Here is a 25,639-nt window from a genome sequence, read left to right on the forward strand (position 1 = left end):
GGAGCCTTAAGAGGCTGACAGGGTCTGGCGATGGCAAAAGCCGCAGTGCCCCCAGAGCTTGATTTCTCCGTTGGGCGCTGGTCGGCCGCAGTCCGGGCATGTCCCCATGCCATGCACATCGGTGCGGCTCGGGTGCTTGGCCCAAATGCTGGCTTCGCTCTCCAGCACTGGGGATTGGAGGGAGTGGTGTTGCTGAATGCGCAGATCACGCACCGCGTGGCCGGCTTGGTGCAGGGCGCTGATCAGTTGGGGCTTGTTGTAAAGGAGAGCCTGGCGCCATTGGGGATGGCTGGCTCCCACGGTCAGCACCCCGCGTTGCAGCGATAGGGGGCGGCAGTGCGGTGCCAATTGCGCTCCCGCAACTCTCGGCCAGTCCTGCCAGAGCGCTGCTAGATGGTCGTCCTTGCGCCACTCCCTCTGAAGTGCGCCAAGGCAGGTTTTTAAGGGTTCCGCCGGTGCTGGATCAGCTGCCTGCAGCAGCTCCAGGCCCGGAAGGCGACGCCGTTGAGATTCAGGTGCAACCGCCATAAATCGATCCTAGGCAGAACTGCTGCAGGAACCTCGCTAATCTCAGCGCGTCTGAGGCCAAGCCATGGGTTTCTTTGATCGGCTGAGCAGGCTGGTTCGTGCCAACGCCAACGCTGCCGTCAGCAGCATGGAGGACCCGGTCAAGATCCTCGATCAATCCGTCGCTGACATGCAGGCGGATCTGGTCAAGTTGCGGCAGGCCGTCGCCCTGGCGATCGCGAGTCAGAAGCGGCTCACCAGCCAGGCTGAGCAGGCTGCAGCTCAATCCAAGACCTGGTATGAGCGTGCTGAGCTGGCGTTGAAAAAGGGTGAGGAATCCCTGGCTCGGGAAGCATTGACCCGCCGCAAGACGTTCCAGGAGACAGCAACCTCGCTGACGGCCCAGGTGCAGGCCCAAGACGGCCAGGTGGAATCGCTCAAGAAGAGTCTGGTTGCCCTCGAAGGAAAGATCGCAGAGGCCAAGACCAAGAAAGACATGCTCAAGGCCAGGGCCCAGGCGGCCAAGGCCCAGCAGCAGTTGCAAAGTGCCGTAGGCAGCATCGGCACTGATTCCGCCATGGCGGCCTTCGAGCGGATGGAGGAAAAGGTGGAGGCCTTAGAGGCCACCGGCCAGGCTGCGGCTGAGCTGGCTGGATCTGATCTGGAGAGTCAGTTCGCGGCTTTGGAAAGCGGTGGCGGTGTTGATGATGATCTCGAGGCGTTGCGCGCTCAGCTGAAGGGAGGCCCGGAAGCCGTTGCTCTTCCCGCGTCTGAGACCTCCGAGGCCGTGAAGCCCGTGCAGGTGGAAGAGGTGGATGCCGAACTCGAAGACTTGAAACGATCCATCGACAAGCTCTGATCAACCCAGGAAAGTCGTCCGGCTTTCCATAGGATCAGTTCAGTCATTTGAGTGCTTTGGCTGGAGCTGTTGCCGATTTCACCGACGCTGGTTTTGAACGTGAAGTTCTCAAGGCTTCCGGCACGGTCCTCGTCGATTTCTGGGCTGCCTGGTGCGGCCCCTGCCGACTGATCGCACCGTTGATGGATTGGGTGGCGAGCGACTACGGCGATCGCGTCAGCGTCGGCAAGCTCGAGGTGGATTCCAATCCTCAGACCCGTGACGCTTACCAGGTTCAGGGCATCCCCACACTGATCCTCTTCCGCAACGGTGAAGTGGTGGCGCGGCATGAAGGTGCCATCGCCAAACCGCAGTTGCAGTCCTTCCTGGATGCCAACCTCTAAGCGGCTTGCCTCACTGGGCAGCGCTGTTTTTGCCCGTGTTGATGCCGCCAAACAGGCTTATCGGCTCGAGGCGTCTTCTGCGGTCCGTCCGGATCTGGTGGATCTCTCCATCGGATCCTCTGATCTTCGGCCTCCCACGGCGTTGTTGGACTCCATGGCCTCAGCGGTCATGGAGCCCAACAGCGGCTCCTATTGCCTTCAAGCCGGACTGAGGCCTTTTCATGCCGCCGTCGCGGACTGGTGTCGGCATCGCTTCGACGTTGCCGTGGATCCTGATCATCAGGTCCAGTTGTTGGTGGGATCCCAGGAAGGCACCGCCCATCTGCCGCTGGCGGTGCTTGATCCGGGTGACGCCGCCCTGCATCTGGACCCCTGTTATCCGTCCCATACCGGTGGATTGCACCTGGCGGGAGCCCAGACCAAGGCCCTGGCCCTTTCCCCTGAAAACGACTGGCGGCCGGATCTGACGACCATCAGCCCCCAGCTTTGGCAGCAACTGAAGTTGTTCGTTTTGGGGTATCCCCACAACCCTTCAGCCCGAGTGGGGGATCAGGAGGATCTCAATCGCATCACGGCGACCGCAGCTCGGCATGACGTGGTGATCGCTCACGACAATCCCTATGTGGATCTCGCCCTGGATGGAGAGCCTCCCTCGCTGTTGCAGGCTCCGAACTGGAGGGAGTGCGGCATTGAATTTTTCTCCCTTTCGAAGGGCTGGTGCCTTGGGGGATTCAGACTCGGTTTTGCGGTTGGTGCGGCACCGCTGATTGCCGCCCTGCGTCGCGCCAAGGCCGTCATCGATTTCAACCAGAGCTTGGCTCTGCAGCAGGGTGCGATTCAGGCCTTGCAACGCTTCCCCGATTGGCCGCGGCAACTGCATCCGACTTATCGCGAACGACGGGATCGTGTGGTCGAGACCCTCAGGGCACGCGGTTGGTCGGTCCCCTGTCCAGAGATGGCGATGTACCTCTGGTTCCCCTTGCCTGATTCGGCCCATCGTCGGGGCTGGAGTGATGAAGATGCCGCGAGGGAACTGCTTCAGCGCAGTGGTGTCGCCTTGACCCCTGGGTCTGGGTTTGGTGGCGGCGGTCGCAAGTGGCTGCGAATGGCGCTTGTGCGGCCAGTGAATGAGTTGGTGGACGCTGCATCGCGTCTCGCGGATGCGATGGATGACTGATCCACGCATGCCGCAACATCGATTCCCACACTTCGGTGGTGGCCGGTTGATGGCGACGTATCGCCGCCTCGCTGGTGCTTCGGCACGCCACTGGTCCATCCGTCATGTGCCTGTGTGCAGCAGCACGGAAGAGCTGCTGGGGACCTGGTTGCGCGATCAGCCTTCATTGATGGGACCTCGCGCCGTCATTGCCACCCACCAGCGCCGGGGAGTCGGTCAATGGGGGCGCGCCTGGGTTTCTCCGCCAGGTGGTGTCTGGATCAGTGCTGCCTTGCCTTGGCGGAGCCAAGGGTCCGGACAGGCCGGCTTGCTTGGCTTGGCGCTGGCCCTGTCGGTGGTGCAACGGCTTGAGCAGCGGGGCCTTTCGGTTCAGATCAAATGGCCCAACGACCTGCTCGTGAACGGCCGCAAATTGGCGGGCCTTCTGCCAGGGGTGGTGCAGCGGGGCTCCCAGCTGCGTTTGCTGCGGATCGGCCTGGGCCTGAATGTGCGGAATGCAGTTCCTGGCCATGCCATTGCCCTGAGAAGGCTTGAAGGGCAGCAGGCTGCGGATCCGATCCGGTGGACGGCAGAGGTTTTGCTGGCCTTCGATCACTGTCACGGCCTTGGAGGCGATGGGGCCTGGTGCCTCGATGGCGTTCAGGCCAGGCTCTGGTCTGATCAGCTCGTCCATCCTCAAGACGGTCAGATCTGGCGGATTGCTGGCCTTGAACGCGATGGAGGGCTGCGGTTGCGTCAGGGTTCAAGGAATGAAACCTGGCGCCGCTGGCCCTGAGTTGGTGCCCCATCCATAGGATTCCTGAGCACAGCCGTCTTGTCCGTTGCTGGCTTGGTTCGCGCTGATCTGGATGTTGGTTCCAGCCGCGGCTGCGCAGGGTTTTGATCAGTCGCTCGATGGTCTGGTTCGCCAACGGGTGATCACGTCCCAAGAGCGCAAGCTGCTCCGGGGCGGTGGCGCGGCGGTTCCCATCGAACGAAGCCGTTTTGAAGAGGCCTGTCGCACCGGTGCTCTGTCCAGGCAGGACTGTGCTTCCGGGGTGGCCAGGCGTCCGCCGGGGGCACCGGCCTCAGCACGGGTTCGCTTGATCCCCTCTCGCCAACCGTTGCGTGGTCCCGTGTCAGCGCTTCTCGCCCGCGATGGCGGCACCTTTCGGCTGGAATCCGTCTTTGCGGTCACGCCCCGTCCGCTGCCAACTCCTGGCAATGGAGACAGTCAACTGCTTTTTCCGGTGGCTGGAGACGCTTTTAAGAGCAGTGGGTTTGGTTGGCGTCTGCATCCGATCCTGGGGAGCTGGCTGATGCATGCCGGGCGAGACTTTGCAGCACCGGAGGGCACGCCGGTGGTGGCTGCTCTTTCGGGGCAGGTCTTAAGCAGTGGTCTTGCCGGTGGGTATGGCGTCGCCATCGAACTGGAACACGCCGAGCCATTGCGCCGCACGCTCTATGGCCATCTCTCGGAGATCTATGTGCGACCCGGTCAGCCGGTGCGCCAGGGAGAGGTGATTGGCCGCGTCGGCAGCACAGGTCTCAGCACAGGGCCGCACCTGCATTTCGAGTTGCGCACACCATCGCGGGCCGGTTGGCAGGCCGTTGATCCAGGAGATCTGGATCTTTCCGCCGTGATGCGTGCCAACAACGATCCTGTTTCGTTCCTGTTCGGCCAGGTGTTGCGCAGCCTTGAACGGGATCAGCCCTAGCTCAGAGCGACGCCGAGCGAAACAGAGACGTCAGTTCGTCTGTTCCCGGAGGATGAATCCAACACCGCGCACGGTGTTGATGAGGGTTGGCGCGTCGTCCAGTTCGACTTTTTGACGCAGGTAGCGGATATAGACGTCGAGAAGATTGTCGTCCCCATAAAAATTTTCTCCCCAAACACCGTGCATGATTTCCTGGCGTTCAAGCACGCGGCCTGCACCCCGCATCAGGAAATTCAGCAGGTCGTATTCCTTCACAGACAGTCGGATCGCACGATCTCCCCGCATCACATCCCGGGTACGCGTGTTCATGCTGAGGTCGGCGACCTTGAGAATTTCGTTGACGTCTGAGCCGCCTACAGGCCCTGAGAATGTTTCAGCGCGGCGGTGCATGGCCCGCAGGCGCGCCATTAATTCGTCGATCGAAAATGGCTTGATCAGGTAATCATCAACGCCGGCATCGAGAGCTTTGACCCGATCGGTGATCTCGTCGTGCCCCGTGAGCATCAGGATGGGGATGGTGATTCCCCCAGCTCGGATGCGTTGACAGATGTCGATGCCGCTGAAGTCCGGCAGGTTCCAATCCAGGATGATCAGGTCGGGAGTGGGTTCAGAACGGCTTCGGATCAGCCCACTGGCTCCGTCAGAAGCAACATCAACGTCGTATCCCTCAACATCAAGCTCCAGTCGAAGCAGATCAGTCAGTTTGTGTTCATCGTCAACAAGAAGGACACGGAGACGGGGCTGGGATTCCAGGGACATCCGGCCTTAAAACCTCATTCCACTCTAGGCATCAAAAGAACGTTCACTGATTTTGTCCCTACATTGAAATTGGCTGTTCTTCGCTATGTCGACCCCAGGAGCCTGGACGGAAGATCGAATCCGAGCACTGCGTGAGAAGGAAGACCTCCCCTTTGTTCGCGCCGATGCCTCGGGGATCGTTCAGGAAATCAATGACCGTTTCAAGGCCGTTTACGGCTGGTCTGAAGCTGCCTTGATTGGTCAATCCCTGGGTTTGATCTTGCCGCCAAGCTTCCGCGATTCCCATCACGCTGGGTTTGCCCGTTTCCAACTGACGGAGGTGTCCAAGGTGCTGAATCACCCGTTGAAACTGGCAACGTTTTGCTCCGATGGGAACGCCATTTAAAGTGAACATTTCATCGTGGCGGAGAAGCACAGTGATGGCAGCTGGTCGTTCGCGGCAACACTGCGACCGTTGATGGAATCGAGCTGAGATGGGCGATTCGGCATGAACAGCTCAGATTCATCGTCGTCATCCTCAAGGGATCTGGAGCTGATTGCGCAACTGCGGCAGTCCCTTGGAATGCTTCAGGTCGCTTTTGACGCGGCCAGCGAAGCGATGGTGATTGTCGATGTGGATCGCAGAATTCACTGGGCTAATCAAGCTTCTGCCGACCTCTTTGTTGGTGGCGTGCCGATTCAGCTGGTGAATCAAACCCTGGCTGATGTTCTGAAGCTGAGGCCCTTGGATGCCCATGCCAAGGCAGCCCTTCAGTTGCTGGACCCCCAACATCCTTTGCCGCTGACCTCTGGAGAGAGCCGCTGCCAGGTGCTGTCCCCCCATGGGGATGAATCCCCGGTGCAGCTGCTGCGTTGGCGGCCTGTGGAATTGATTCAGTCGCCCTTTCTGCTGGTTTCGTTTCGCGACCTCAGCCCCGAAGAACGGGCGTTGGTTCAGCAGCAGCGCTTCATGACCGATCTCACCCATGAATTGCGCACGCCCCTGGCGATCGTGAGCGGGAATCTGCAACGGATGGCTCGGCTGAGCGCTCTCCCGGAGGCCGTTAGCTCCCGGCTCACGATGGCCCGCGAGGAAATGGCGAGGATCCAGAAGTTGCTCGGGCATCTCTCGCTGCTCACACGCCTGGAGGTGGATCCGGATGTGGTCAGCTGTGGCGACCATCTCCTGGTGCCGTTGCTTCAGCGCTGGTATGAGGCCTCTCGGGAGCTGGCGCCGAGTCTCCAGCTGAAGGGCATCGAACGGGGGGATGAACTGGTGGTTCAAACCGACCCTCGGGCCTTGATGCTGGCGTTGGATCAGTTGCTCGACAACGCCTGCCAGCACGCCAATCGATCCATGCCGATTCAGCTCAGTCTTGCTGGGAGTGACGGGCGCGACCATTGCATTCTGGAGTTCGCCAGTCAGAGCCTTGACGCTCCTGTGGCTTCGGAGGATCTGGAACGTTGGTCTGCACCGTTTTTCCGGGGCAAGCCCGAACGGGATGGCGAACGGGTGGAGGGCCCGGGTCTGGGGCTCGCCTTAGCGCGCGAACTGGTCAGGGGGTGTGGAGGAATGCTGGAGCTCCACCAGCAGCCCTCATCGCAAGGAACCACCACGATCGTTCGCTTGCATCTGAAGCTCAGACCATCGAACGCGTCTGGAGCAGTTGCGGCAGCTGTTCGAACAGATCCGGCTTGAGCACGTAGGCCTCCGCTCCATTCGCCAGAGCTTCGTGTTTCTTGTCGGCGTCATTGAGAGCCGTCACGATCACCACCCTCAACGCAGGCTGGGAAGCGGCCTGGAGCTGCAGCTGTTTCAGGCAGGCCAAGCCGTCCATGCCTGGCAGCATCAAGTCCAGCAGCAGCAGATCGAAACGATCGGAGCCGGCTTCGTCGAGAAAGTCTTCTGCGGACCCGAAGCAGATGCAGGCGTGCCCCTCATCGGTGATTTCAGCACTGATCAGCTGCTGAATGCGCGGATCATCTTCCACGACTGCAACACGAAGAGCCTTGGGGGTCTCCTCCATTAGCGCAGGGGCATTGCACTCATTGTGGGCATCCAGTGAGCGCCCGACCATCCTGGAATCGAGCAATGCGTTGTGCTCGGGCCGCCACATCGTCCTCATGGGTCACCATCACCAGGGTGATGCCCTGTTGGTGGAGTTCATCAAACAGTTCCAGCACCTCGGCGGTGGTGCTGGAGTCCAGAGCCCCTGTGGGTTCGTCCGCCAGCAGCAGACTGGGGCGGTTGATGATGGCCCGGGCGATGGCCACCCGTTGTTGCTGCCCTCCGGAGAGCTGATTGGGCTTGTTCTCCAAACGCTGCGCTAGACCAACGCGGCGCAGGGCCGATTGGGCACGCTCGATCCGTTCCTCCCTGGGCACCCCCGCATAGATCATCGGGAGCATCACGTTCTCCATGGCGCTGGCGTGGCCGAGCAGATGGAACTGCTGAAAGACAAACCCGAGCGAGCGGTTGCGAACGTCGGCTAAGGCATCGTCATCCAACTGTTCAACGGCCGTGCCATTGAGCCGGTAGGTGCCACTGGTGGGCCGGTCGAGGCAGCCAAGGATGTTCATCGCCGTGCTCTTGCCTGAGCCACTGGCCCCCATCACCGCCAGGTAATCCCCCTCCTGAACGGTGAGATTCAGTTGGTCAAGGGCTTTGACTTCGAGATCACCAGATCCATAGATCTTGCTGATCCCCCTGAGCTCAGCAACCGGCTGCTGCACAGCCTCAGCCAAGACCCTTCAGGCTTGACAGGGCGATGGCCTGTTGAAGCAATGGCGTTCCTGCAACCGCTGTGTTGGCCCACTGGAACAGGGGATTGGAGAGGATTCCACCAACGGCGGTGATCGCCACACATCCAATCAGGGCAACCCGAAGCGGCTGCATCCCCATCAACGACCAATTCACCTCGGGGTAGGCCTTGACCACATCGGAGGCCTCCTGGGGTTCCTTCACCACCATCATTTTGATGACGGAGATGTAGTAGTAGATCGACACCACGGAGGTGACCAGGCCAACCACCACCAGCAGGTATTCGTGGTTCGCCCAACCGGCAAAGAACAGATAGATCTTTCCGAAGAAACCCAGCATTGGCGGAATGCCACCCAGAGAAAGCAGGCAAAGACTGAGGCCGAGGGTGATCAGGGGATCCTTCTGGTAAAGCCCCGCGTAATCAGAAATTCGATCGCTTCCTGTGCGGATCGAGAAGAGGATGATGCAGGCGAAGGCCCCCAGGTTCATGAACAGGTAGGCCGCCATGTACAGAACCATGGCCGCGAAACCGTCCTCGGTGCCGCAGACCATGCCGATCATCACGAAGCCGGCCTGGCCGATCGAGCTGTAGGCCAGCATGCGCTTCATCGAGGTCTGGGCGAGGGCAACAACGTTGCCCAGGGTCATGCTCAACACCGCCAGAACGGTGAACAGCAATTTCCATTGATCGTCGAAGGCACCAAAGCAACCCACCAGGATGCGAAGGGCCAGGGCGAATCCGGCCGCTTTGGAACCCACGGAAAGGAATGCCACCACAGGGGTTGGTGAGCCTTCGTAGACGTCAGGCGTCCACTGGTGGAAGGGAACGGCTGCGATCTTGAATGCAACGGTGGCCAAGACGAACACCAGGGCCAAAGCAGCCAGAGGTGTGGTGCTGGTTTGCAGAGCCAGGCCGATGGTGTCGAGGCTGGTGCTGCCGCTCAGGCCGTACAGCAGGGAAGAGCCGTACAGGAAAACAGCAGCGGCTGCCGATCCCACGAGCAGATATTTGAGTGCTGCTTCCGAGCTGCGGGCATCCCGCTTCATGTAGCCCGACAGCAGATAGCTGGCGACGGAGAGTGTCTCCAGCGAGATGAACACACTCACCAGATCCGTTGCCCCGCAAAGGAGCATGGCGCCGAGGGTTGCGGCGAGGAGGATGGCGGCGTACTCGCCAACGGGTGTGCCGCTCTTCTCCGCGTAACGCCAGCTGATCAGCAGCGAAAGAAGCGTGGACAAGGCAATCACAGCCCGGAACGCCACCGCCAGGTTGTCGGCGAGGAAGGCTCCAAGGAACGAGGGCTCCAGCGGTGCGTTCCACTGCAGGGCCAGCAGCACCAGGGAGGTCCCCAGGCCCACGTAACAAATCGGCGGCACCCAGCGTGTGGCGACCTTTTCGCCGGCCAGGTCCACCAAGAGGGTGGCAATCATCGCCAGCAGAACTGCAGCTTCGGGCAGTACGGCGGAGGCATTGAGAGAGAGATTCAGCAGCTCACCAGGGGCAGCCGTGGCCTGGGTGGCGAGAAGGAAAGCACCCATGTCGGGCATGGCAGCCTGGAACCGTTGCGCTGGGGCGACTGTAGCGGCGCTTGACGCGCCGACGGTCATGCAGAGCGCTGCTCGGTGCGATAAAGAAGGGGAACGGTTTACCTGCCGCTAGTGGCGCACACCCTCGTCATCGTTGAGAGCCCCACGAAGGCCAAGACCATCCGTGGCTTCCTTCCCAAGGGATTCAAGGTCGAAGCCTCCATGGGGCATGTCCGCGACCTTCCCAACAACGCCAGCGAGATTCCGGCATCGGCCAAGGGGCAGAAATGGGCCAACCTCGGTGTGAACACCGACGCGGATTTCGAGCCGCTGTACGTGGTCCCGAAGGACAAGAAGAAGACGGTTCGCGAACTCAAGGACGCCCTCAAGGGTGCTGATCAGTTGCTCCTGGCGACGGACGAAGACAGGGAAGGCGAAAGCATCAGTTGGCACCTCCTACAGCTGCTGGCGCCGAAGGTGCCTGTGAAGCGCATGGTGTTTCACGAGATCACCAAGGAGGCCATCGGCAAGGCTCTGGATCAGACCCGCGACCTGGACATGGAGCTGGTCCATGCCCAGGAAACCCGGCGGATTTTGGATCGCCTTGTGGGGTACACCCTGTCCCCTCTCCTCTGGAAAAAGGTGGCCTGGGGACTCTCCGCCGGGCGGGTGCAGTCCGTTGCGGTTCGGCTCCTGGTTCAACGGGAACGGGCCCGCCGCGCCTTCCGCAGTGGCAGTTACTGGGACCTCAAGGCCCAGCTTGATCAGTCGGGCAGTGCCTTTGAGGCCAAACTGACCCATGTGGGTGGCCAGCGGATCGCCACCGGTAACGACTTCGACGAGAGCACCGGCGGGCTGAAGGCAGGCAGTGCCGTGCGGCTGCTCAGCGAGAGCGAGGCCAAGGCGTTGGCTGAATCCGTGCGAACCAGCGCCTGGACTGTGGATGCGGTGGAGGAGAAGCCCACCGTGCGCAAGCCGGTGCCTCCCTTCACCACCAGCACCCTTCAACAGGAGGCGAATCGCAAGCTGCGCCTTTCAGCCCGGGAAACCATGCGCTGTGCCCAGGGGCTCTACGAACGCGGTTTCATCACTTACATGCGGACCGACTCGGTTCACTTGTCGGTTCAGGCGATCAACGCATCCCGCAACTGCGTGGAGAGCCTTTACGGCAAGGAGTATCTGAGCAAAGGGCCGCGGCAGTTCAGCACCAAAGCCCGCAATGCCCAGGAGGCCCATGAAGCGATTCGTCCATCCGGCGAAAGCTTCCGAACCCCCGGTGAAACCGGTCTGGATGGGCGAGATCTGGCGGTGTATGAGCTGATCTGGAAGCGCACCGTGGCCAGCCAGATGGCTGAAGCCAGGCTCACGATGCTCTCGGTGGATCTCAGCTCAGGCGAGGCCAGTTTCCGGGCCAGCGGCAAGCGCATCGACTTCCCCGGTTTCTTCCGCGCCTACGTGGAAGGCAGTGATGATCCCGATGCGGCCCTTGAGGGTCAGGAAGTGTTGCTGCCGGCGTTGAGCGTTGGCGATGCACCGGAGCCGAAGACCGTTGAGCCCCTTGGCCATCAGACTCAGCCGCCGGCACGGTTCAGCGAGGCATCGCTGGTGAAGATGCTGGAAAAGGAGGGCATCGGCCGGCCGTCGACCTACGCCTCGATCATTGGAACGATCGTGGATCGCGGCTACGCCACGCTGTTGGGTAACGCCCTGACCCCCAGCTTCACCGCCTTTGCTGTGACGGCGTTGCTCGAGGAGCATTTCCCTGAACTGGTGGACACCAGCTTCACCGCTCGAATGGAGAACACCCTCGATGAGATCTCCCACGGCAAGGTGCAGTGGTTGCCTTACCTGGAGGACTTCTACAAGGGTGATGAGGGCCTGGAAAACCAGGTCCAGCAACGGGAAGGGGACATTGACCCCGGTGCATCCCGCACCATCGATCTGGAGGGCTTGTCCTCCGTGGTTCGCATCGGCCGCTTCGGCGCCTACCTGGAGGCCAAACGGGTCAGCGACGACGGTGAGGAAGAGCTAATCAAGGCCACCTTGCCCCGGGAGATCACTCCGGCTGATCTGGATGAAGAGCAGGCCGAATTGATCCTCAAACAGAAGGCCGACGGCCCCGAAGCCATCGGTGAGGATCCGGAAACGGGAGATCTGGTCTACATGCTCTTCGGTCAATACGGCCCTTACGTGCAGCGGGGCCAGGTGAGTGATGAGAACCCCAAGCCCAAACGTGCCTCTCTGCCCAAGGGGCAGAAGCCGGAGGATCTCACCCTGGAGGATGCCCTCGGACTGCTCCGTTTGCCGCGTCTTCTCGGTGAACACCCCGATGGTGGGCGCATTCAGGCGGGGCTGGGCCGCTTTGGCCCTTACGTCGTTTGGGACAAGGGCAAGGGCGAGAAGGATTACCGATCGCTCAAGGGGGATGACGATGTTCTGGCGGTGGGGCTGAGCCGTGCCCTTGAGCTGCTGGCCATGCCCAAACGGGGTCGGGGTGGACGCACCGCCCTCAAGGACCTCGGTAAGCCGGAGGGCAGTGATGAAACGATTCAGGTCTATGACGGTCCTTACGGCCTGTATGTCAAACAGGGCAAGGTGAATGCCTCGCTGCCGGAAGGCAAGGGCGCTGACGATGTGACCCTTGAAGAAGCGGTGGAACTGCTTGCCGCCAAGGCAGCATCGAAGAAGGGCGGTCGTAAAACCGCCGCGAAAAAACCCGCCGCGAAAAAAACAGCCGCCAAGAAACCAGCGGCCAAGAAACCCCCCGCCACCACCAAAACCGGTCGGCTCAGGGCCAGTGCGGTGCGGGTGATCAAGCCGGCTGACAGCTGATGGCCCGTCTGCTTTGGCTGCTGCCCGTGGGGCTCCTGCAGGCCTGTGCCGGCACACCGGTCGCTGAACAGTTGGAACGCTCCTTCGCGGTGCCTGAAGCCAGGCCGGCTCAGGCAGCTGCGCCCGCACCGGTTGTGAAGGCCAGCCCAACAGTTGTCAGCCCATCGGTTGCCAGCCCTACTGCTGCGACTCCCTCCACGCCGGCGGCCAAGGCTGTCCCCCTGCCTGAGGCAACGGATGCTCCTGATCCTGTTCCGCAGCCAAAACCACGGACGGTGTCATCCCAACGTCTGCCCCAAGCGCCCTACCGGATCACCATCCGTTTGGCCGGAGCCGACCCTGCCGCTCCTGCTGAAGCCGTCACCCGCGCCCTGCGTGAGGCGGATGTTGGCTTTGCGGTGGAACGGATTGAGCGGGTTGAACCATGATCGAAGCGACCCCCCGGTTGAGCCGCCAGCAGGCTCTGAGGCTGGTTGAGGGGGCATATCTCGCGGCCGCGACTGGGCTGATCTGGTTGGCTCTGTACTACTTGCCGGTGGGTGGTGCGCTGTTCCGTCTGGCCCTTCCCTTGCCCCTGATCCTGCTGCAGTTGCGTCGTGGCAATCGTTCCGGTGCAGAGGGTCTGCTGCTCTCTGTGCTGCTGCTCACCGCCTTGATGGGTCCTTTGCGTGGACCGCTGCTGCTGTTTCCCTACGGGCTTTTGTCGCTCTGGCTGGGCTGGAGCTGGTGCCGGGGGATCAGCTGGTGGCTGAGCTGGTCGGGAGGCGTTGTTCTTGGAACGGCAGGGTTTTTGGTGCGAGTTCTGGTGCTTTCGTTGCTCGTGGGAGAAAACCTCTGGGTCGTGATCACCCGGGCCGGTTCCGCTCTGCTCGAGCGCTTGATCGCGGTACTGCATCTGCCGATCACACCGGATCTCACCCAGGTGCAGTTGATGGCGTTGCTGTTGGTGGTGGTTCAGGAGTTCATCTATGTGCTGTCTCTTCATGCTTTGGCGTACTGGATCTTTCCCCGCCTGAAATCACCGATTCCGGAGCCCCCGAGGCTGCTGCATGGACTCATTGCCCTCGATCCCCTCTGAATCCTCGGTGTTGCCTGAGGGCTGCCAGCAGCTGGGAAGTCTCGGTGCACGCAGGTTGGACGCAGCGGCACTTCGTCCCTGGACCTCCAACGATCAACCGCTGGATCTTTTGCTCGTTCTGGCGGCCACACAAACGGCTGAGCATGAAGGGATTTCAGCCGCTGGCTCCACCGTGGCTTCGCGGCGCTACACCGCCCTGGCTGATGCGGAGCTACTGATTCACGGGCCGGCGCGGCAGCGCCGTTGGCCTCTGCCGCCTCTGCCCGCTGGCGTCTCCCCCGCCCTGCTCAGCCATGTCGCGGCGCGACGCTTGACGTTGAGGCCGCAGGTGGCGGCCCTCGGCTTGGCTCAGAAACCCGATTTTCCTCACCTGCACATCGAGCCCCTGGACCAAGGCCCCTCGGCCTGCCTGTCCAGTGGTGCGGCGATGCCATTGCCGCGGGTGCAGCATTTGTGGCGACAGGGAGAGCTGCTGGGGCGGGGGTTGCAACGCCCCTTGGTGGTGGCGGAGTGTGTTCCAGGGGGCACCACAACCGCTCAAGCGGTGTTGACGGCCCTCGGCGTGGAGGTTGCCCATCTGATCAGCGGTAGTGCTCTTCATCCGCCGCAGCAACTCAAGAAAGATCTCGTTGTCCGAGGGCTTCAGCGGGCTTCGCTTGGTGCGCATCCTTCGGCCGAGCAGATCCTGGCTGCTGTTGGTGACCCTTTTCAGGCCTTCACCGCAGGGGTGGTGGTGGGTGCGGTGTCCGCGGGACAACCGTTGTTGCTGGGGGGCGGTTGCCAGATGCTGGCCGTTCTGGCCTTGGCGATGCAGGCTTTGCCCGCCCGTCAGCGGGACCAGCTGGCGGCCCAGGTGCTGATCGGCACCACCGGTTGGCTCGCTGATGAGGGTGCGGATCAGGCAGGTCAGTCCCCCTTCGGCGGGCTGGTGGATGCCACTGCGAGCCACCTGACCTCTGCCCTCTCCGTTCTGGCCTGTGGCGTGCGTTTTCACAGCAGCACCCATCAACCCTTACGTGACTACGAACGGGGCTATGTGAAAGAAGGGGTGGGGGCCGGCGCTCTTTTGCTGCTCGCCCAGTTGCGTGGATGCTCTTGTGCCGATCTGGTGCTGGATTGTGAGCACGCCCTGGAGCAGCTGCTCAGCCGCCCCGTAACGTCAAGCCCATGAACGTCTGGAGAGAGCGGTTGGGTCCCCTGCGCCGGCGCCAAGTGCTCCAGATGATCGGGGCGACGGGAACCGTGCTGCTGGCGGGCTGTCGTCCGGCGACATCCGTGCCAAGCCTGATGGCTCCGGCTGGGGCTTTGCCGAAAGCGTGGGCTGATGCCTTGCCCAAGCCCTGGAGCCTGACGTTGGCTCCAGCCCAGCAGGACTGGAGGCCGGCGGATCAGGCGCGTGCCGATGTGTTGGTGATCGGTGATGGATGGCTTGATGCCCATCCAGCGGACACGCTCCAGCCCATTGCCTCTGAACCGCTCCTGAGCCAGTTGGATGGTCAGGCCAAGGCTCTGCTGGCCAGCCTCGGTGCTCTTCAGGATCGGGTGTTGCCGCTGGCCGTCAGCCCCTGGGTGATGCTGCTGCGGGATGACCCGGCCATGACCCAGGAGGGGTGGCCCCTGTTGCTGGATTCCGCCATGGCAGGGCGTGTGGTGCTTCCCGCCAGCCCCCGCTTGGTCATGAGCCTGGCGGACCATTTGGGAGGAGGCCAGGCTTTGCCTGCGCTGCGTCGCCAGGCCCTCACCTATGACGACCGTCAAGCCACCAACTGGTTGCTTAAGGGTGAGGCCAAGGTGGTGGTTCTTCCCCTGAGCCGCTGCATCGCTCTGTTGGGGCGTGATCCCCGTCTTCGGGCGATCCTGCCTGCCTCCGGCGCCCCCTTGCACTGGACTGTTCTGCTGAGGCCGGAGGCCAGTCGTGAACCGGTTCCCCAGCGCTGGGTCGAGCAGGGATGGCGGGATCCCCTGCGTCGCCGCTTGGTGCAGCAAGGATGGCGGGCTCCGATTGCATCGCCAGGGCTGATGGTGGACCAGAACGCCCTATCGGCGCGTCTGCGGCCTCTGCTCTTTCCGTCCGCAGACACCTGGTCGCGCTGCTGGTCGCTGCCACCGCTGTTGCCCGAAGACCGGAGCGCCCTGGAAGAGCGCTGGCGTGATTTAGCTCCAGAGCCGCCGTCGCGGTGAAGCCTTCAAGCGTTGGTGGGTGTCCGCCAGCAGATCAGGAATGGGCAAGTGATGCGGGCAACGGGGAAGGCACTCCCCACAGCTTTCACAGGCGGAGGCGTCGTGCTCTTCCCACCAGTGACCGGCACGGCCGATGAGGTTGTAGCGCTCCTGCGCAAATTCGGTGAGCCCATGGCCAATGGCCAGATTGCGCAGCCGCAAGAGTTCGGGGATCGGAACCTCGTTCGGACAGGGAAGGCAGGCCTGGCACTGCTTGCAATGCTCCTGGCCAAGCCGTTCCTGCTGCCGCCGCTCTGCCGTGACCAGAGCCTGTTGCTCGGCCTGGCTGAGGGGCCCATCCCCCTGCGCCAGGGTTGCGGCGAGTTGAAGATCCCCTGCAGCTGCGGCGCCAATGGTCAGGGTGCTGATGCCCTGTGCCAGCAGGAACCGGTAGGCCAGCTCGAGGGGGGCAAAGGGGGTGCAGTCCTCCACCAGTGTTGGGCTGGGGGCCTGGAGGCGACCACCTTTGTCGGCAGGGGAGATCGCCATCACTCCGAGGCCGTGCGCCAGGGCCCAACGGGCCAGGGGCAGGCGCTGGGGATCCAGCCAATGCAGGTGCAGGCTGCAGAACCTGAAGCGCTGGCTGCGCAGCGCCCGATCGATCAGCGGATTGCTGCCATGGCTGCTGAAGCCCACCTGGCTGACGCGTCCACTGCTGACGGCCCAGTCCAGAAGCCTGGACCCATCACCCACCAGGGCCCACTCCAGGTGCTCCTCCCGGTTGATGCCATGGATGGCGAGGTTGTCGAGCTGTGGACAACCCAGCCGCTCCAGAATCTGATCAAGGCGGCGTTGTCCTTCCTCGAAGCTCAGCCCTGGCAGGAGTTTGCTGGTGATCACCCAGTGGTCAGACCCTGTGCGGCTGTTCTGGCGAAGGGCCTCTCCCAGAAAACGTTCCGCAGGTCCGTAGGCCGGGGCGGTTTCCAGATGATTGATCCCTGCTGCCGCCGCCGCGTCAAGCACCTCGGCCATCTGGGCCGCCGAGTTCAAGGCACGCATCGTGCCGAGGGTGAACAGGCTGACGGGGCGGCCGCTGCCGAAGGCGCGGGTGTTCACTCCTCCGAGGGTGTCTCGCTGTCTTGGTTGCGCAGATGGCGCACCAAGGCCGCAGGGCTGAGGTCGTCGACGAAACGGCTGAAGGCACTTTGATCTTCCGCATCCGCCTCCGCATCCACCGGTATCGAGGCTTCCGCCACCACCTCTTCCAGCATCCAGATGCCGCTGCCCGTGCGGATCGCCAGCGCAATGGCGTCGCTGGGTCGGGCATCCACTTCGATCAGTTCCAGCACTTCGTTTTCAGCCAACTCGGCTTCGTCCAGATCGGGTCGCAGCTTCAACACCGCATGAAAGGTGCTGTCTTCAATCGCGTGGACGATCACGCGTTCCAGTTCGAGCCCCCCAGCCACCAACAGTGCTGCCATCAGGTCATGGCTGAGGGGGCGTGGTGGTTCTCCCCCCTGCAGTCCGGCCATGATGTTGTGGGCTTGCGCCTGATCGATCCAGATCGGCACCTGACGGCGGCCACTGGGATCCCGCAGCAGCACCATGGGTGTGCGGCTGGCGGCATCGAGGGCGATTCCGGCGACGCTCATTTCGACCATGTCGGCGGCGCAGCTCTATCCGATTATGGCCAGAGAGCCGCTGCGGGCGATGTTCACGGGCCTGGTGCAGTCAGTTGGAAGGATCGAGCGCCGTGCCGGGGCGGTGGTGGTTTGGGGCTGCGCTCCTTTTGCCCCGTTGGCCCTTGGCGACAGCATTGCTGTGGATGGCGTTTGCCTCACGGCAGCAGAGCTGATCGCGGATGGTTTCCGCGCCGATGTGAGTGAGGAAACCCTGCGCCGCACCACGTTGGGACGCAAAGCGGACCGTGGTGGTGCGGTGAACCTCGAGCCAGCGCTTCGACTGAGCGACCGCCTTGGAGGTCATCTGGTGAGCGGTCATGTGGATGCGACTGGAGAAGTCACCTGCGTGGAGACCCTCCCCCACTCCTGGGCCCTGTCGCTCCGCTGGTCGGATCCCCGATTCGGCCGTTATGTCTGTGAGAAGGCCAGCATCGCGGTGGACGGGATCAGCCTCACGGTGGCTGACTGTTCAGCCGATGGAACGACATTCAGCCTCGCCGTCATCCCCCACACCTGGGAGGCGACGACTCTGAAACACCTGGCTGTCGGGGACACCGTGAACCTGGAGGCCGATCAATTGGCCCGTTACGCCGAGCGGCTGCTGCATGCCGCCGCTGCCGATGACGGAAACACCGATGGCCAAGACAAGACCGAGAGTCTTTCAGCCAGCTGGCTGGCGGATCACGGCTGGTCTTGATCCATCTGCTGCAGAACGATCATTCCGGACTCCCGCTGCAGCTCGATCTTGAACTCCTGGCCGGGTTCCAGGCCGAGCCGACGGGTGTAAGCGTGGCCGATCAGCAGGTTGCCGTTGCCGTGCACACGGGTTCGGAATTCGGCCTGGCGACCTCGGCTTCCGCCTGAGGAACTGCTGCTGCTTTTCGGCAATTGCCATCCCTGGGCCGCCGCTTTGGCCTCCACCAGAGCCCGATAGAAACTCTTTTTCAGCAGTCGTCCGCTGGGGCCGACGTAGCCGCAGCCGCGGGCGATGTCATCTTCCGGCCGATTGCTGAGCGATCTGGCCTTGTCCAGCAGTTCCTTGCCGACCAGCATTTCAGGAATTAATTCAACTGAATTCTGGCCACGCTCGCCAATCAAGGCAAGGGATCAGAGCAGATAAAGGATCACGAAAAGAATCACCCAGATCCCATCAACAAAGTGCCAGTACAACTCCGCTGCTTCCAGGGGGAAGTGGTCGGCTGCAGTCACACGGCCCTGCGGCTGCCTCGCCTGCCACCAGACGATCAGGATCATCAGGGCGCCGAGGGTCACGTGGAGACCATGAAATCCCGTGGCGGCGAAGAAGGTGCTGGCGTAGAGGTTGTCGGTGAGACCGAAGGGGAGTGTGAAGTACTCCACCATCTGGCTCACCAGAAAGGCCAGGCCGAGGCCTGCGGTGATCAGCAGCCAGCGTCGACAGCGGCCGTGGTCGCCCTGTCGGATCGCCTGGCCGGCCCGGTGGAAGGTGGCACTGCTCACCAGGAGCAGAACGGTGTTGAGGATGGGCAGGGGGAGCTCCAGTTCATAGATGGCTCCATCCGGTAGGGGATTGACCGCTTTGAAGGTGAGGTAGGCCGCAAAGAAGCCGGCGAAGGTCATGGCGTCCGCCACAAGAAATGTGGCCAGGCCGAACATGCGGTGATCGGGATGCTCGGCATGCTCCCCGTGGCTGTGGTTCTGATCCTTCGTGGGAACTGTGGTGGTCATTTGCCGCTGCTCCAGAGATCACGACCGCTGGTTGCGGTCAGGTCCAGCTCGTCCGGTGGGACGCCGTAGCCGTAGGGCTCTTCCACCAGAGGGGCCTCACCAATCCAGTTTTCGACCGGTGGCGGAGAACTGGTCAGCCATTCGGGCGTGAGTGCTTTCCAGGGGTTGTCGCCTGCGACAGGACCGCTGAGGGCGCTCTGGATCACATTCCAGAGGAAAGGCAGGGTGCTGATGGCCATCAGCAGGGCTCCGACGGAGCTGATCTGATTGATCAGGGTGAATTGGGGGTCGTATTCAGCAACGCGTCGCGGCATCCCATTGAGGCCCAGCCAGTGCTGGGGGCCGAAGCACAGGTTGAAGCCGATGAACGTGAGAGCACAGTGCAGGCGGCCGAGATCTTCATTGAGCATCCGGCCGGTGAACTTGGGATACCAGTGGTAGATCGAGGCGAAGATCACGAACACCGATCCACCGAAGACGATGTAGTGGAAGTGCGCAACGACGAAGTAGGTGTCGTGCACATGAATGTCGAACGGCACCTGCGCCAGGGCGACCCCTGTGATGCCTCCGAGCACGAAGTTCACGATGAAACCGCAGGAAAACAGCATGGCGCTGTTGAGGCTGATGCGGCCGCCCCAGAGTGTTGCCAACCAGTTGAAGAATTTGATGCCGGTGGGAACGGCGATGAATGCGGTTGCAATGGTGAAGAACAGGCGCATCCAGGGAGGTGTACCGCTGGTGAACATGTGGTGCGCCCACACAATCAGGCCCAACACAACGATGGCCATGATCGAATACACCATCGTCACGTAGCCGAACAGCGGCTTGCGGGCATGAACCGGCAGAATTTCGCTCACCAAGCCGAAGGCCGGTAAGACCATGATGTAAACGGCTGGGTGCGAATAGAACCAGAACAGATGCTGGTAAACCACCACGTTTCCCCCAAGGGTGGGGTTGAAGAAGCCTGTATGGGCAACGATGTCGAAACTCAGCAACACCAACGTTCCCGCCAGAACCGGTGTTGAGAGAACCACAAGAATGCTGGTGCCCAGCATCGCCCAGCAATACATGGGGAGCTGCATTAGTTTCAAACCGGGGCGACGCAGTTTGAGAATGGTGGCGATGAAGTTGATGCCTCCGAAGATCGAACTTCCGCCCAGGAGCAGCACGCTCAAGATCCAGATGATTTGGCCAGTTGCTGGTGTGGTGATGCTCAGAGGTGGATAGGCCGTCCAGCCCGATTGCGCAGCCCCCGTGAGGAAATAGCTGGTGATCAGCATCAAACCGGCTGGAGGGATCAGCCAGAACGCCACGGCATTCAGGCGCGGGAAGGCCATGTCCCTTGCACCCACATAAAAGGGGATCAAATAGTTCCCAAAAGCACCATTCACCACGGGGACAATCCAGAGAAAGATCATCACCGTGCCGTGGAGCGTCAGCACCTGGTTGTAGACATCACGTGCCATGAAGTCGGACACGGGACTGGTGAGTTCCGTGCGAATAGCGCCGGCTAGGGCGCCGCCAATCAGATAAAAAACAAAGCCGCAGACGAGGTACTGCAGCCCGATCACCTTGTGATCAACGCTGAAGCTGAAATACCGCAACCAGCCGCTGGGTTGAAGCCGTGGAGGGCTGGACGTTTCCGGGGGCAAACTGATTGTCATCTCAGGCGTTCGCGATGGTGAGCGTTTCGTCTTCAGGTGCGGCTTTGGCGTTGTCCCTGTACCAGCTGTCCCAGTCCTCCGGGCTTTCCACCACAACGGTGGAGCGCATTCCACCGTGGTAGGGCCCACAGAGTTCGGCGCACACGATCGGATAACGGCCGGTGCGTGTGGGTGTGAAACTCAGCTGGGTTGGTTGGCCGGGAATGACGTCCTGCTTCAAGCGAAATTCAGGCACCCAGAAGGCGTGAATCACATCTTTGGCTTCCATCCGCAGAGTGATCGGTCGATCGGCTGGCACATGAAGTTCACCTGATGTGATGTCTCCCTCTGGGTAATGAAAGAGGAAGGCAAATTGCATGGCTGTCACTTCAACGGGTAAGGCATTTGTTGCGGCTTCTGATTCAATCGAGCCTGAACTGATGCCTCCCCAGATCTGTTCGTCGTGGGCTCCGCCCATGTGGTCATGAGCCAAAGGCACCATGCCACCCATCCGGTCGTAAATGTCGTAGCTGTATAGACCAACAAACAGCACCACAACAGCAGGAACAGCTGTCCAGAAAATTTCAAGTGGCAGGTTTCCTTCGATGGCAAGGCCGTCGCCGAGCTGGCCGCTGCGTCGCCGAAAGCGAATCAGGCTGAACACGAGAAGGCCAACGATTCCGATAAACAGAATGCTACCAATCGTGAATAGAACCTTAAAAAGCTCGTCGTAAATCGGCGCGTTGGCACTCGCATCGATGGGGAGAAGGTTGATGTTCTGGCCGATCCAAAGTCCGCCCAGAGCAAGAACCATCCCGATCACCAACGTGAGAATGGCGGATGGGATCTGCACCTGATCAATCCCAGGTTTTCAACAGCGTATGGGCCTGGCTGCGGTTCTCCATGAAGTGATTGTTAAGGCCTTATTTCTGTCAGGAAAAGGGGATGATTTTTCCTCATTTGTGTTGCAGACGTCCACACAGCGTGACGTCATCTTCTGTATCGCTACGGTCCAAGCAATCCCTTTTGGGTGCATCGGATGGAGCTTGTTCGATGATGCTTTCCTCAATGTCGACATTGCGTCGACGTCTTGGGTTGTTGTCGGCTCATCTAGTGGTTGCCGTGATCGCTTTGGTGGTGATCGGTGGAGCAACCCGGGTGATGGAAGCCGGTTTGGCCTGCCCGGACTGGCCCTTGTGCTTCGGCTCGTTTTTGCCGGGTCGCCAGATGAATGTTCAGGTGTTCCTTGAGTGGTTTCACCGCCTTGATGCCTTCGTCATCGGCATTGCCCTGGTGGTGATGGCTGTGGCGACGACGCTTCAGCGGCGCCAACTGCCGCGATGGCTGCCCTGGCTGGCCATCGGTCTGATGGTTTTGGTGGCGATGCAGGGCGGTTTGGGTGCGCTGACGGTGACCCAGTTGCTGCCCTCCGCTGTGGTGACAGCCCACCTGGCTCTCGCGCTCACCCTCGTGGCGCTCCTGAGTGGGCTGACCCAACGCTTGCTTCATCCCGCTGCTGCCGTCGCTCCGCTCTGGTGGCGCATCGGGGCATCGCTTGGCCTGTTGTCGGTCTTTGTGCAGTGCCTGCTCGGTGGTCGCATGGCCACCGCATGGGCAGGGCAGCGATGCCTTGCTGGAGGAGAGGCCTGCCAGCTGGTGCTTTCCCATCGCCTGACAGCGATGCCGGTGGTCGTTGTTGTGCTCGGCTTCGCCGGGGCAGCCGTGCTGGCGGGTGGTTGGGCTCGTCAGCAGTGGCCCTGGCTTGGTGGGTCCGTGCTTTTGGTGCTGGTTCAGGTGGCCCTTGGCGTTCTCACCCTTCGTCTTGGTTTGTCGCAACCGGCAGTGACGGTTGCGCATCAACTCGTGGCGGCCCTGTTGATCGCTCTGCTGGCGGCGCTTCTGGTTCGCTCTCCGAACCTCCCCTCGCCGTCCCGTTCCGTCGTCCTCGACGACACCTCGTTGGAGGCCTGTCATGGCTGAAATCACTGCAACCGTTCGTCCGACCCGTGAGGAGGTCGTTCCCTCCCGCAAGCGGGTGAAACTTCCGGCCTGGCTGGAAGTCGCCAAGCCCCGCCTGATCCCTTTGCTGCTGGCCACCACCCTGGGTGGAATGGCTCTCAGTGAAGGCTGGCCGCTCTCATCGCCTCGGCTCGTCTGCACCCTGGGGGGAGGGGCGCTTGCCTCCGCTGCTGCAGGGGTTCTGAACTGCTTGTGGGAGCAGGATCTCGATGGCCGGATGGCCCGCACCAGCGGTCGCGCACTCCCCTCCGGTCGGCTGTCGCCCACCAGTGCATTCATCGGCGCCATCGCCTGCACCCTCGCGGCGGCGATGCTTCTGGTGAGCGGTGTGAACTGTCTCGCTGCTGGGTTGTCCCTGCTCGGCCTCTGCAGTTACGTGCTGCTCTACACAGCCTTGCTCAAGCCGCGGACGTCCCAGAACATCGTCATCGGTGGGGTCGCCGGGGCTATTCCGCCCCTGGTTGGGGCGGCGGCCGCCACGGGCCATGTTGGCCTCGGGGGCTGGTGGCTGTTCGCTTTGGTGATGGTCTGGACGCCAGCCCATTTCTGGGCTTTGGCCCTACTGTTGCGCGAGGACTATCGCGCTGTCGGGATCCCCATGCTGCCCGTGGTGAAGGGTCCTGTGGTGACGGCACGGGCGATCAAGACCTACGGCTGGATCACCGTTCTTCTGAGTGGTTTGGGCGTGTTTGCGTTGCCTTCAGGTGGTGCCTTCTATGGCGTGATGCTGCTTCCTTACAACGCTCGGTTGCTGCAGCTCGTCGATCGGCTTTCGCTGGATCCCGACAGCCTTGTGAATGCCAAGGCTTTGTTCCGTTGGTCGATCCTTTATCTGTTTGGTGTCTGCCTGCTGCTGATTCTCAGCCGGACGGATCTGGCCTCAGGCTTTACCCATCAGGTGATGCAGCTTCTCTCCCTGCCAACGGGGGTGCATTGAGCACTCTCTAGATTCCCTGAATTGGCCGAGCAAGTCCCTGACGGTGCCTGATGGCGTTGATTGAACTGCGCAAGATCTCCAAGGCCTACGGCGCGGTACCGGCCCTGCGTGAGCTTGATCTCACCGTTCCTGAAGGGTGCCTATACGGGCTTCTCGGTCCGAATGGTGCCGGCAAAACAACGGCCATGCGCATCCTGGCCACCCTGCTCGCCCCAGACAGCGGCTCAGTTGTTGTTGGGGGTGTTGACGGTTTGGTGCAGCCACGAGAAGTGCGCCAGCTCATGGGCTATGTGGCCCAGGAGGTGGCCATCGACAAGATCTTGAGTGGCCGGGAACTGCTGCAATTGCAAGGCGATCTCTACCACCTGCCACGGAACGATCGCGACAGCCGCATCGCTGATCTGATTGACCGCCTCGCGATGGGCGATTGGATTGACCGCCGCTGCGGCACCTATTCCGGCGGCATGCGCCGGCGTCTGGATCTGGCCGCCGGTCTGCTGCACCGCCCCCGCTTGCTCGTGCTCGATGAACCCACCGTGGGACTGGATATCGAGAGCCGAAGTGCCATCTGGCAGCTGCTGCGTCAGCTGGTTGATGAGGGCACCACTGTTCTGCTGAGCAGTCACTACCTCGAAGAAGTGGAGGCTCTGGCGGATCAGTTGGCGATCATCGACGCCGGCCGTGTGATTGCCGAAGGCAGCCCTGATCAGCTCAAACAACGGCTGGGGGGTGATCGCGTGACTCTGCGAATCCGAGAGTTCAGCAATGCCGATGAGGCGACCCAGGTGCGTGCCCTGCTCGAACCTTTGGATGGGGTGCGTCAGGTGGTGGTGAACCGCTCCCAGGGCTTTTCCCTCAACCTGGTGATTGAGGGAGGGGCCGTGATCGATCAGCTGCGTCAGACCCTCGAGGCTGAAGGTTTGCCGGTGTTTGCCCTGGCCCAGAGTCGTCCCAGCCTGGATGATGTCTACCTTCAGGCCACAGGACGCACCCTGATGGACGCTGAACTGGCCATCGCAGGCCAGCGCGACGTCAAACAGGAAAAGCGTCAATCCATGCGTTGAGTGCCAACGATGACTTCCCCAACAGCATCTGTTGCTCTCCAGCAGCAGCAATCCGGAGCCCTCGCCGAGCTCAGCCAGGAAACGTTCGCCCTCACCCGGCGCTTGTTTCTTCAGTTGATGCGTCGCCCTTCAACCTTGATCGCCGGGGTTCTGCAACCCCTGATCTGGTTGATTCTCTTCGGTGCACTGTTCGCCAATGCTCCCGAGGGTCTGTTGCCAGGGGGCATGAGCTACGGCCGTTTTCTTGGTGCTGGAGTGATTGTTTTCACAGCCTTCAGCGGTGCTTTGAATGCCGGCCTGCCGGTGATGTTTGATCGCGAATTCGGTTTCCTCAATCGGCTGCTGGTGGCACCGCTGCGAAGCCGCAGTTCCATCGTGCTGGCGTCGGTGATCTACATCACGGCGCTGAGCCTTTTGCAGAGTCTGGCGATCATGGGCACGGCAGCAGTGCTCGGTTACGGATGGCCCGGCATCAGCGGCCTCGCCCTGGTGCTGGTGACGCTGCTGCTGCTGGTTTTTGCTGTGACAGCCCTCAGCCTCGGACTGGCCTTCGCTTTGCCTGGGCACATCGAGTTGATCGCTGTGATTTTTGTGGCCAACTTGCCGTTGCTGTTTGCCAGCACGGCCTTGGCCCCGTTGTCATTCATGCCCACCTGGCTGGGCTGGCTTGCGGCCTTGAATCCCCTTACCTTCGCGATAGAACCCATTCGAGCGGCTTACCAGGGTCCTCTGGACCTTTCGGCCGTTCTGCTGGAGGCCCCCTATGGGGATGTCACCGGCACCAGTTGCCTGCTGATCCTTCTGGTCCTCACCATCGGGCTGTTTCTTGCGATTCGCCCTCTGCTCAACCGCAAACTTTCCTGAATCC

At 61.6% G+C, this 25,639-nt stretch carries 27 protein-coding genes and 1 pseudogene; 17 read left to right on the forward strand and 11 right to left on the reverse strand.

Going from position 1 to position 25,639, the window contains the following annotated elements:
• Positions 1–6: 6 nt before the first annotated feature.
• Positions 7–528 (reverse strand): DciA family protein, encoded by a 522-nt coding sequence (locus DXY35_RS06675; RefSeq protein ID WP_115081657.1) that lies wholly within the window; start codon positions 526–528, stop codon positions 7–9.
• Between the two features lie 64 nt (positions 529–592).
• Here DXY35_RS06675 and DXY35_RS06680 point away from each other — a divergent pair, with 64 nt between their 5' ends.
• The 5 genes from DXY35_RS06680 (at position 593) to DXY35_RS06700 (ending at position 4,623) form a co-directional block, all read left to right on the forward strand.
• Complete coding sequence (locus tag DXY35_RS06680) at positions 593–1,366, forward strand: PspA/IM30 family protein (protein ID WP_115081658.1); 774 nt, start codon at positions 593–595, stop codon at positions 1,364–1,366.
• 56 nt (positions 1,367–1,422) lie between these two features.
• On the forward strand, positions 1,423–1,749 hold the full coding sequence (gene trxA, locus DXY35_RS06685; RefSeq protein ID WP_170950537.1) for a thioredoxin: 327 nt from the start codon (positions 1,423–1,425) through the stop codon (positions 1,747–1,749).
• Positions 1,736–2,926, forward strand: coding sequence for an aminotransferase class I/II-fold pyridoxal phosphate-dependent enzyme (locus tag DXY35_RS06690; protein WP_115081659.1), 1,191 nt, complete (start codon positions 1,736–1,738; stop codon positions 2,924–2,926). The genes trxA and DXY35_RS06690 overlap by 14 nt, the downstream gene beginning before the upstream one ends.
• Positions 2,910–3,701, forward strand: coding sequence for a biotin--[acetyl-CoA-carboxylase] ligase (locus tag DXY35_RS06695; protein WP_244272996.1), 792 nt, complete (start codon positions 2,910–2,912; stop codon positions 3,699–3,701). Before DXY35_RS06690 ends, DXY35_RS06695 begins: the two co-directional genes overlap by 17 nt.
• Before the next feature lie 73 nt (positions 3,702–3,774).
• Entirely contained in the window at positions 3,775–4,623 is an 849-nt protein-coding gene (locus tag DXY35_RS06700; protein WP_115081718.1) for a M23 family metallopeptidase, read from the forward strand.
• 30 nt (positions 4,624–4,653) lie between these two features.
• On the opposite strand, the gene DXY35_RS06705 is transcribed toward DXY35_RS06700, so the two are convergent.
• A complete protein-coding gene (locus DXY35_RS06705) occupies positions 4,654–5,382 on the reverse strand; it encodes a response regulator transcription factor (RefSeq protein WP_115081660.1) in 729 nt (242 codons plus the stop codon).
• Positions 5,383–5,467: 85 nt separating this feature from the next.
• On the opposite strand from DXY35_RS06705, the pseudogene DXY35_RS06710 reads away from it, so the two are divergent.
• Positions 5,468–5,854: pseudogene (locus DXY35_RS06710) on the forward strand (PAS domain-containing protein).
• 15 nt (positions 5,855–5,869) lie between these two features.
• Entirely contained in the window at positions 5,870–7,060 is a 1,191-nt protein-coding gene (locus DXY35_RS06715) for a PAS domain-containing sensor histidine kinase (protein WP_115081661.1), read from the forward strand.
• Here the strand turns inward: DXY35_RS06715 and DXY35_RS06720 are convergent.
• From DXY35_RS06720 to DXY35_RS06730, 3 genes are read right to left on the reverse strand one after another with little or no spacing between them, the layout of a single operon-like run.
• The gene (locus DXY35_RS06720; RefSeq protein ID WP_115081662.1) at positions 7,002–7,388 is read right to left on the reverse strand and encodes a response regulator; all 387 of its coding nucleotides are present in this window, start codon (positions 7,386–7,388) and stop codon (positions 7,002–7,004) included. The genes DXY35_RS06715 and DXY35_RS06720 overlap by 59 nt on opposite strands.
• 19 nt (positions 7,389–7,407) lie before the next feature.
• Positions 7,408–8,106, reverse strand: a complete 699-nt coding sequence (locus tag DXY35_RS06725; RefSeq protein ID WP_114988237.1) for an ABC transporter ATP-binding protein — start codon at positions 8,104–8,106, stop codon at positions 7,408–7,410.
• Positions 8,099–9,670, reverse strand: coding sequence for an NAD(P)H-quinone oxidoreductase subunit N (locus DXY35_RS06730; protein WP_115081663.1), 1,572 nt, complete (start codon positions 9,668–9,670; stop codon positions 8,099–8,101). Before DXY35_RS06730 ends, DXY35_RS06725 begins: the two co-directional genes overlap by 8 nt.
• A 111-nt stretch (positions 9,671–9,781) precedes the next feature.
• Here DXY35_RS06730 and topA point away from each other — a divergent pair, with 111 nt between their 5' ends.
• Genes topA through DXY35_RS06755 form a run of 5 tightly spaced genes read left to right on the forward strand, consistent with a single transcriptional unit; the run spans position 9,782 to position 15,740 of the window.
• Positions 9,782–12,481 (forward strand): type I DNA topoisomerase, encoded by a 2,700-nt coding sequence (topA, locus tag DXY35_RS06735; RefSeq protein ID WP_115081664.1) that lies wholly within the window; start codon positions 9,782–9,784, stop codon positions 12,479–12,481.
• On the forward strand, positions 12,481–12,909 hold the full coding sequence (locus tag DXY35_RS06740) for a hypothetical protein (RefSeq protein ID WP_115081665.1): 429 nt from the start codon (positions 12,481–12,483) through the stop codon (positions 12,907–12,909). Before topA ends, DXY35_RS06740 begins: the two co-directional genes overlap by 1 nt.
• On the forward strand, positions 12,906–13,559 hold the full coding sequence (locus DXY35_RS06745; RefSeq protein WP_115081666.1) for a DUF2232 domain-containing protein: 654 nt from the start codon (positions 12,906–12,908) through the stop codon (positions 13,557–13,559). Before DXY35_RS06740 ends, DXY35_RS06745 begins: the two co-directional genes overlap by 4 nt.
• Entirely contained in the window at positions 13,531–14,730 is a 1,200-nt protein-coding gene (locus DXY35_RS06750) for a nicotinate-nucleotide--dimethylbenzimidazole phosphoribosyltransferase (protein WP_115081667.1), read from the forward strand. Before DXY35_RS06745 ends, DXY35_RS06750 begins: the two co-directional genes overlap by 29 nt.
• Positions 14,727–15,740 (forward strand): solute-binding protein, encoded by a 1,014-nt coding sequence (locus DXY35_RS06755; protein WP_115081668.1) that lies wholly within the window; start codon positions 14,727–14,729, stop codon positions 15,738–15,740. Before DXY35_RS06750 ends, DXY35_RS06755 begins: the two co-directional genes overlap by 4 nt.
• Here the strand turns inward: DXY35_RS06755 and DXY35_RS06760 are convergent.
• Together DXY35_RS06760 and DXY35_RS06765 are read right to left on the reverse strand one after the other, a co-directional pair.
• Positions 15,714–16,835 (reverse strand): aldo/keto reductase, encoded by a 1,122-nt coding sequence (locus DXY35_RS06760; protein WP_115081669.1) that lies wholly within the window; start codon positions 16,833–16,835, stop codon positions 15,714–15,716. The two genes, DXY35_RS06755 and DXY35_RS06760, sit on opposite strands and share 27 nt — an antisense overlap.
• Positions 16,832–17,380 carry a bifunctional nuclease family protein gene (locus DXY35_RS06765; RefSeq protein ID WP_114988245.1) on the reverse strand — a complete coding sequence of 183 codons (549 nt, stop codon included), beginning with the start codon at positions 17,378–17,380 and terminating at the stop codon, positions 16,832–16,834. The genes DXY35_RS06760 and DXY35_RS06765 overlap by 4 nt, the downstream gene beginning before the upstream one ends.
• A 49-nt stretch (positions 17,381–17,429) precedes the next feature.
• On the opposite strand from DXY35_RS06765, the gene DXY35_RS06770 reads away from it, so the two are divergent.
• Positions 17,430–18,098: a riboflavin synthase gene (locus DXY35_RS06770; RefSeq protein WP_115081719.1), complete on the forward strand. Its 669-nt coding sequence runs from the start codon at positions 17,430–17,432 to the stop codon at positions 18,096–18,098.
• Here the strand turns inward: DXY35_RS06770 and DXY35_RS06775 are convergent.
• From DXY35_RS06775 to DXY35_RS06790, 4 genes are read right to left on the reverse strand one after another with little or no spacing between them, the layout of a single operon-like run.
• The gene (locus DXY35_RS06775; RefSeq protein ID WP_115081670.1) at positions 18,083–18,454 is read right to left on the reverse strand and encodes an AbrB-like transcriptional regulator; all 372 of its coding nucleotides are present in this window, start codon (positions 18,452–18,454) and stop codon (positions 18,083–18,085) included. The two genes, DXY35_RS06770 and DXY35_RS06775, sit on opposite strands and share 16 nt — an antisense overlap.
• 54 nt (positions 18,455–18,508) lie before the next feature.
• The gene (locus tag DXY35_RS06780) at positions 18,509–19,108 is read right to left on the reverse strand and encodes a cytochrome c oxidase subunit 3 (protein WP_115081671.1); all 600 of its coding nucleotides are present in this window, start codon (positions 19,106–19,108) and stop codon (positions 18,509–18,511) included.
• Positions 19,105–20,772 carry a cytochrome c oxidase subunit I gene (ctaD, locus tag DXY35_RS06785; RefSeq protein ID WP_115081672.1) on the reverse strand — a complete coding sequence of 556 codons (1,668 nt, stop codon included), beginning with the start codon at positions 20,770–20,772 and terminating at the stop codon, positions 19,105–19,107. The genes DXY35_RS06780 and ctaD overlap by 4 nt, the downstream gene beginning before the upstream one ends.
• Before the next feature lies 1 nt (position 20,773).
• Positions 20,774–21,604: a cytochrome c oxidase subunit II gene (locus tag DXY35_RS06790; protein WP_115081673.1), complete on the reverse strand. Its 831-nt coding sequence runs from the start codon at positions 21,602–21,604 to the stop codon at positions 20,774–20,776.
• 200 nt (positions 21,605–21,804) lie between these two features.
• Here DXY35_RS06790 and DXY35_RS06795 point away from each other — a divergent pair, with 200 nt between their 5' ends.
• Genes DXY35_RS06795 through DXY35_RS06810 form a run of 4 tightly spaced genes read left to right on the forward strand, consistent with a single transcriptional unit; the run spans position 21,805 to position 25,635 of the window.
• Complete coding sequence (locus DXY35_RS06795) at positions 21,805–22,731, forward strand: COX15/CtaA family protein (RefSeq protein ID WP_115081674.1); 927 nt, start codon at positions 21,805–21,807, stop codon at positions 22,729–22,731.
• The gene (locus DXY35_RS06800; protein WP_115081675.1) at positions 22,724–23,707 is read left to right on the forward strand and encodes a heme o synthase; all 984 of its coding nucleotides are present in this window, start codon (positions 22,724–22,726) and stop codon (positions 23,705–23,707) included. The genes DXY35_RS06795 and DXY35_RS06800 overlap by 8 nt, the downstream gene beginning before the upstream one ends.
• 50 nt (positions 23,708–23,757) lie before the next feature.
• Entirely contained in the window at positions 23,758–24,771 is a 1,014-nt protein-coding gene (locus tag DXY35_RS06805) for an ATP-binding cassette domain-containing protein (protein ID WP_115081676.1), read from the forward strand.
• Between the two features lie 9 nt (positions 24,772–24,780).
• Positions 24,781–25,635, forward strand: coding sequence for an ABC transporter permease (locus DXY35_RS06810; protein ID WP_115081677.1), 855 nt, complete (start codon positions 24,781–24,783; stop codon positions 25,633–25,635).
• The last annotated feature ends 4 nt before the right edge of the window (positions 25,636–25,639 follow it).

Origin of the sequence: Synechococcus sp. N32 (genome assembly GCF_900473895.1) — a bacterium.
Classification (GTDB): domain Bacteria; phylum Cyanobacteriota; class Cyanobacteriia; order PCC-6307; family Cyanobiaceae; genus Parasynechococcus.

Bases quoted from the DNA above. Each gene is read 5' to 3' on its own strand.
- DXY35_RS06750 (WP_115081667.1), top strand. From the start codon at position 13,531: ATGGACTCATTGCCCTCGATCCCCTCTGAATCCTCGGTGTTGCCTGAG.
- DXY35_RS06745 (WP_115081666.1), top strand. From the start codon at position 12,906: ATGATCGAAGCGACCCCCCGGTTGAGCCGCCAGCAGGCTCTGAGGCTG.
- DXY35_RS06755 (WP_115081668.1), top strand. From the start codon at position 14,727: ATGAACGTCTGGAGAGAGCGGTTGGGTCCCCTGCGCCGGCGCCAAGTG.
- DXY35_RS06765 (WP_114988245.1), bottom strand. From the start codon at position 17,380: ATGGTCGAAATGAGCGTCGCCGGAATCGCCCTCGATGCCGCCAGCCGC.
- DXY35_RS06700 (WP_115081718.1), top strand. From the start codon at position 3,775: ATGTTGGTTCCAGCCGCGGCTGCGCAGGGTTTTGATCAGTCGCTCGAT.
- DXY35_RS06730 (WP_115081663.1), bottom strand. From the start codon at position 9,670: ATGCCCGACATGGGTGCTTTCCTTCTCGCCACCCAGGCCACGGCTGCC.
- DXY35_RS06810 (WP_115081677.1), top strand. From the start codon at position 24,781: ATGACTTCCCCAACAGCATCTGTTGCTCTCCAGCAGCAGCAATCCGGA.
- DXY35_RS06795 (WP_115081674.1), top strand. From the start codon at position 21,805: ATGATGCTTTCCTCAATGTCGACATTGCGTCGACGTCTTGGGTTGTTG.
- DXY35_RS06720 (WP_115081662.1), bottom strand. From the start codon at position 7,388: ATGGAGGAGACCCCCAAGGCTCTTCGTGTTGCAGTCGTGGAAGATGAT.
- DXY35_RS06705 (WP_115081660.1), bottom strand. From the start codon at position 5,382: ATGTCCCTGGAATCCCAGCCCCGTCTCCGTGTCCTTCTTGTTGACGAT.
- DXY35_RS06740 (WP_115081665.1), top strand. From the start codon at position 12,481: ATGGCCCGTCTGCTTTGGCTGCTGCCCGTGGGGCTCCTGCAGGCCTGT.
- DXY35_RS06695 (WP_244272996.1), top strand. From the start codon at position 2,910: ATGCGATGGATGACTGATCCACGCATGCCGCAACATCGATTCCCACAC.
- DXY35_RS06675 (WP_115081657.1), bottom strand. From the start codon at position 528: ATGGCGGTTGCACCTGAATCTCAACGGCGTCGCCTTCCGGGCCTGGAG.
- DXY35_RS06780 (WP_115081671.1), bottom strand. From the start codon at position 19,108: ATGACCACCACAGTTCCCACGAAGGATCAGAACCACAGCCACGGGGAG.
- DXY35_RS06800 (WP_115081675.1), top strand. From the start codon at position 22,724: ATGGCTGAAATCACTGCAACCGTTCGTCCGACCCGTGAGGAGGTCGTT.
- DXY35_RS06775 (WP_115081670.1), bottom strand. From the start codon at position 18,454: ATGCTGGTCGGCAAGGAACTGCTGGACAAGGCCAGATCGCTCAGCAAT.
- DXY35_RS06770 (WP_115081719.1), top strand. From the start codon at position 17,430: ATGTTCACGGGCCTGGTGCAGTCAGTTGGAAGGATCGAGCGCCGTGCC.
- DXY35_RS06690 (WP_115081659.1), top strand. From the start codon at position 1,736: ATGCCAACCTCTAAGCGGCTTGCCTCACTGGGCAGCGCTGTTTTTGCC.
- DXY35_RS06715 (WP_115081661.1), top strand. From the start codon at position 5,870: ATGAACAGCTCAGATTCATCGTCGTCATCCTCAAGGGATCTGGAGCTG.
- ctaD (WP_115081672.1), bottom strand. From the start codon at position 20,772: ATGACAATCAGTTTGCCCCCGGAAACGTCCAGCCCTCCACGGCTTCAA.
- DXY35_RS06680 (WP_115081658.1), top strand. From the start codon at position 593: ATGGGTTTCTTTGATCGGCTGAGCAGGCTGGTTCGTGCCAACGCCAAC.
- DXY35_RS06805 (WP_115081676.1), top strand. From the start codon at position 23,758: ATGGCGTTGATTGAACTGCGCAAGATCTCCAAGGCCTACGGCGCGGTA.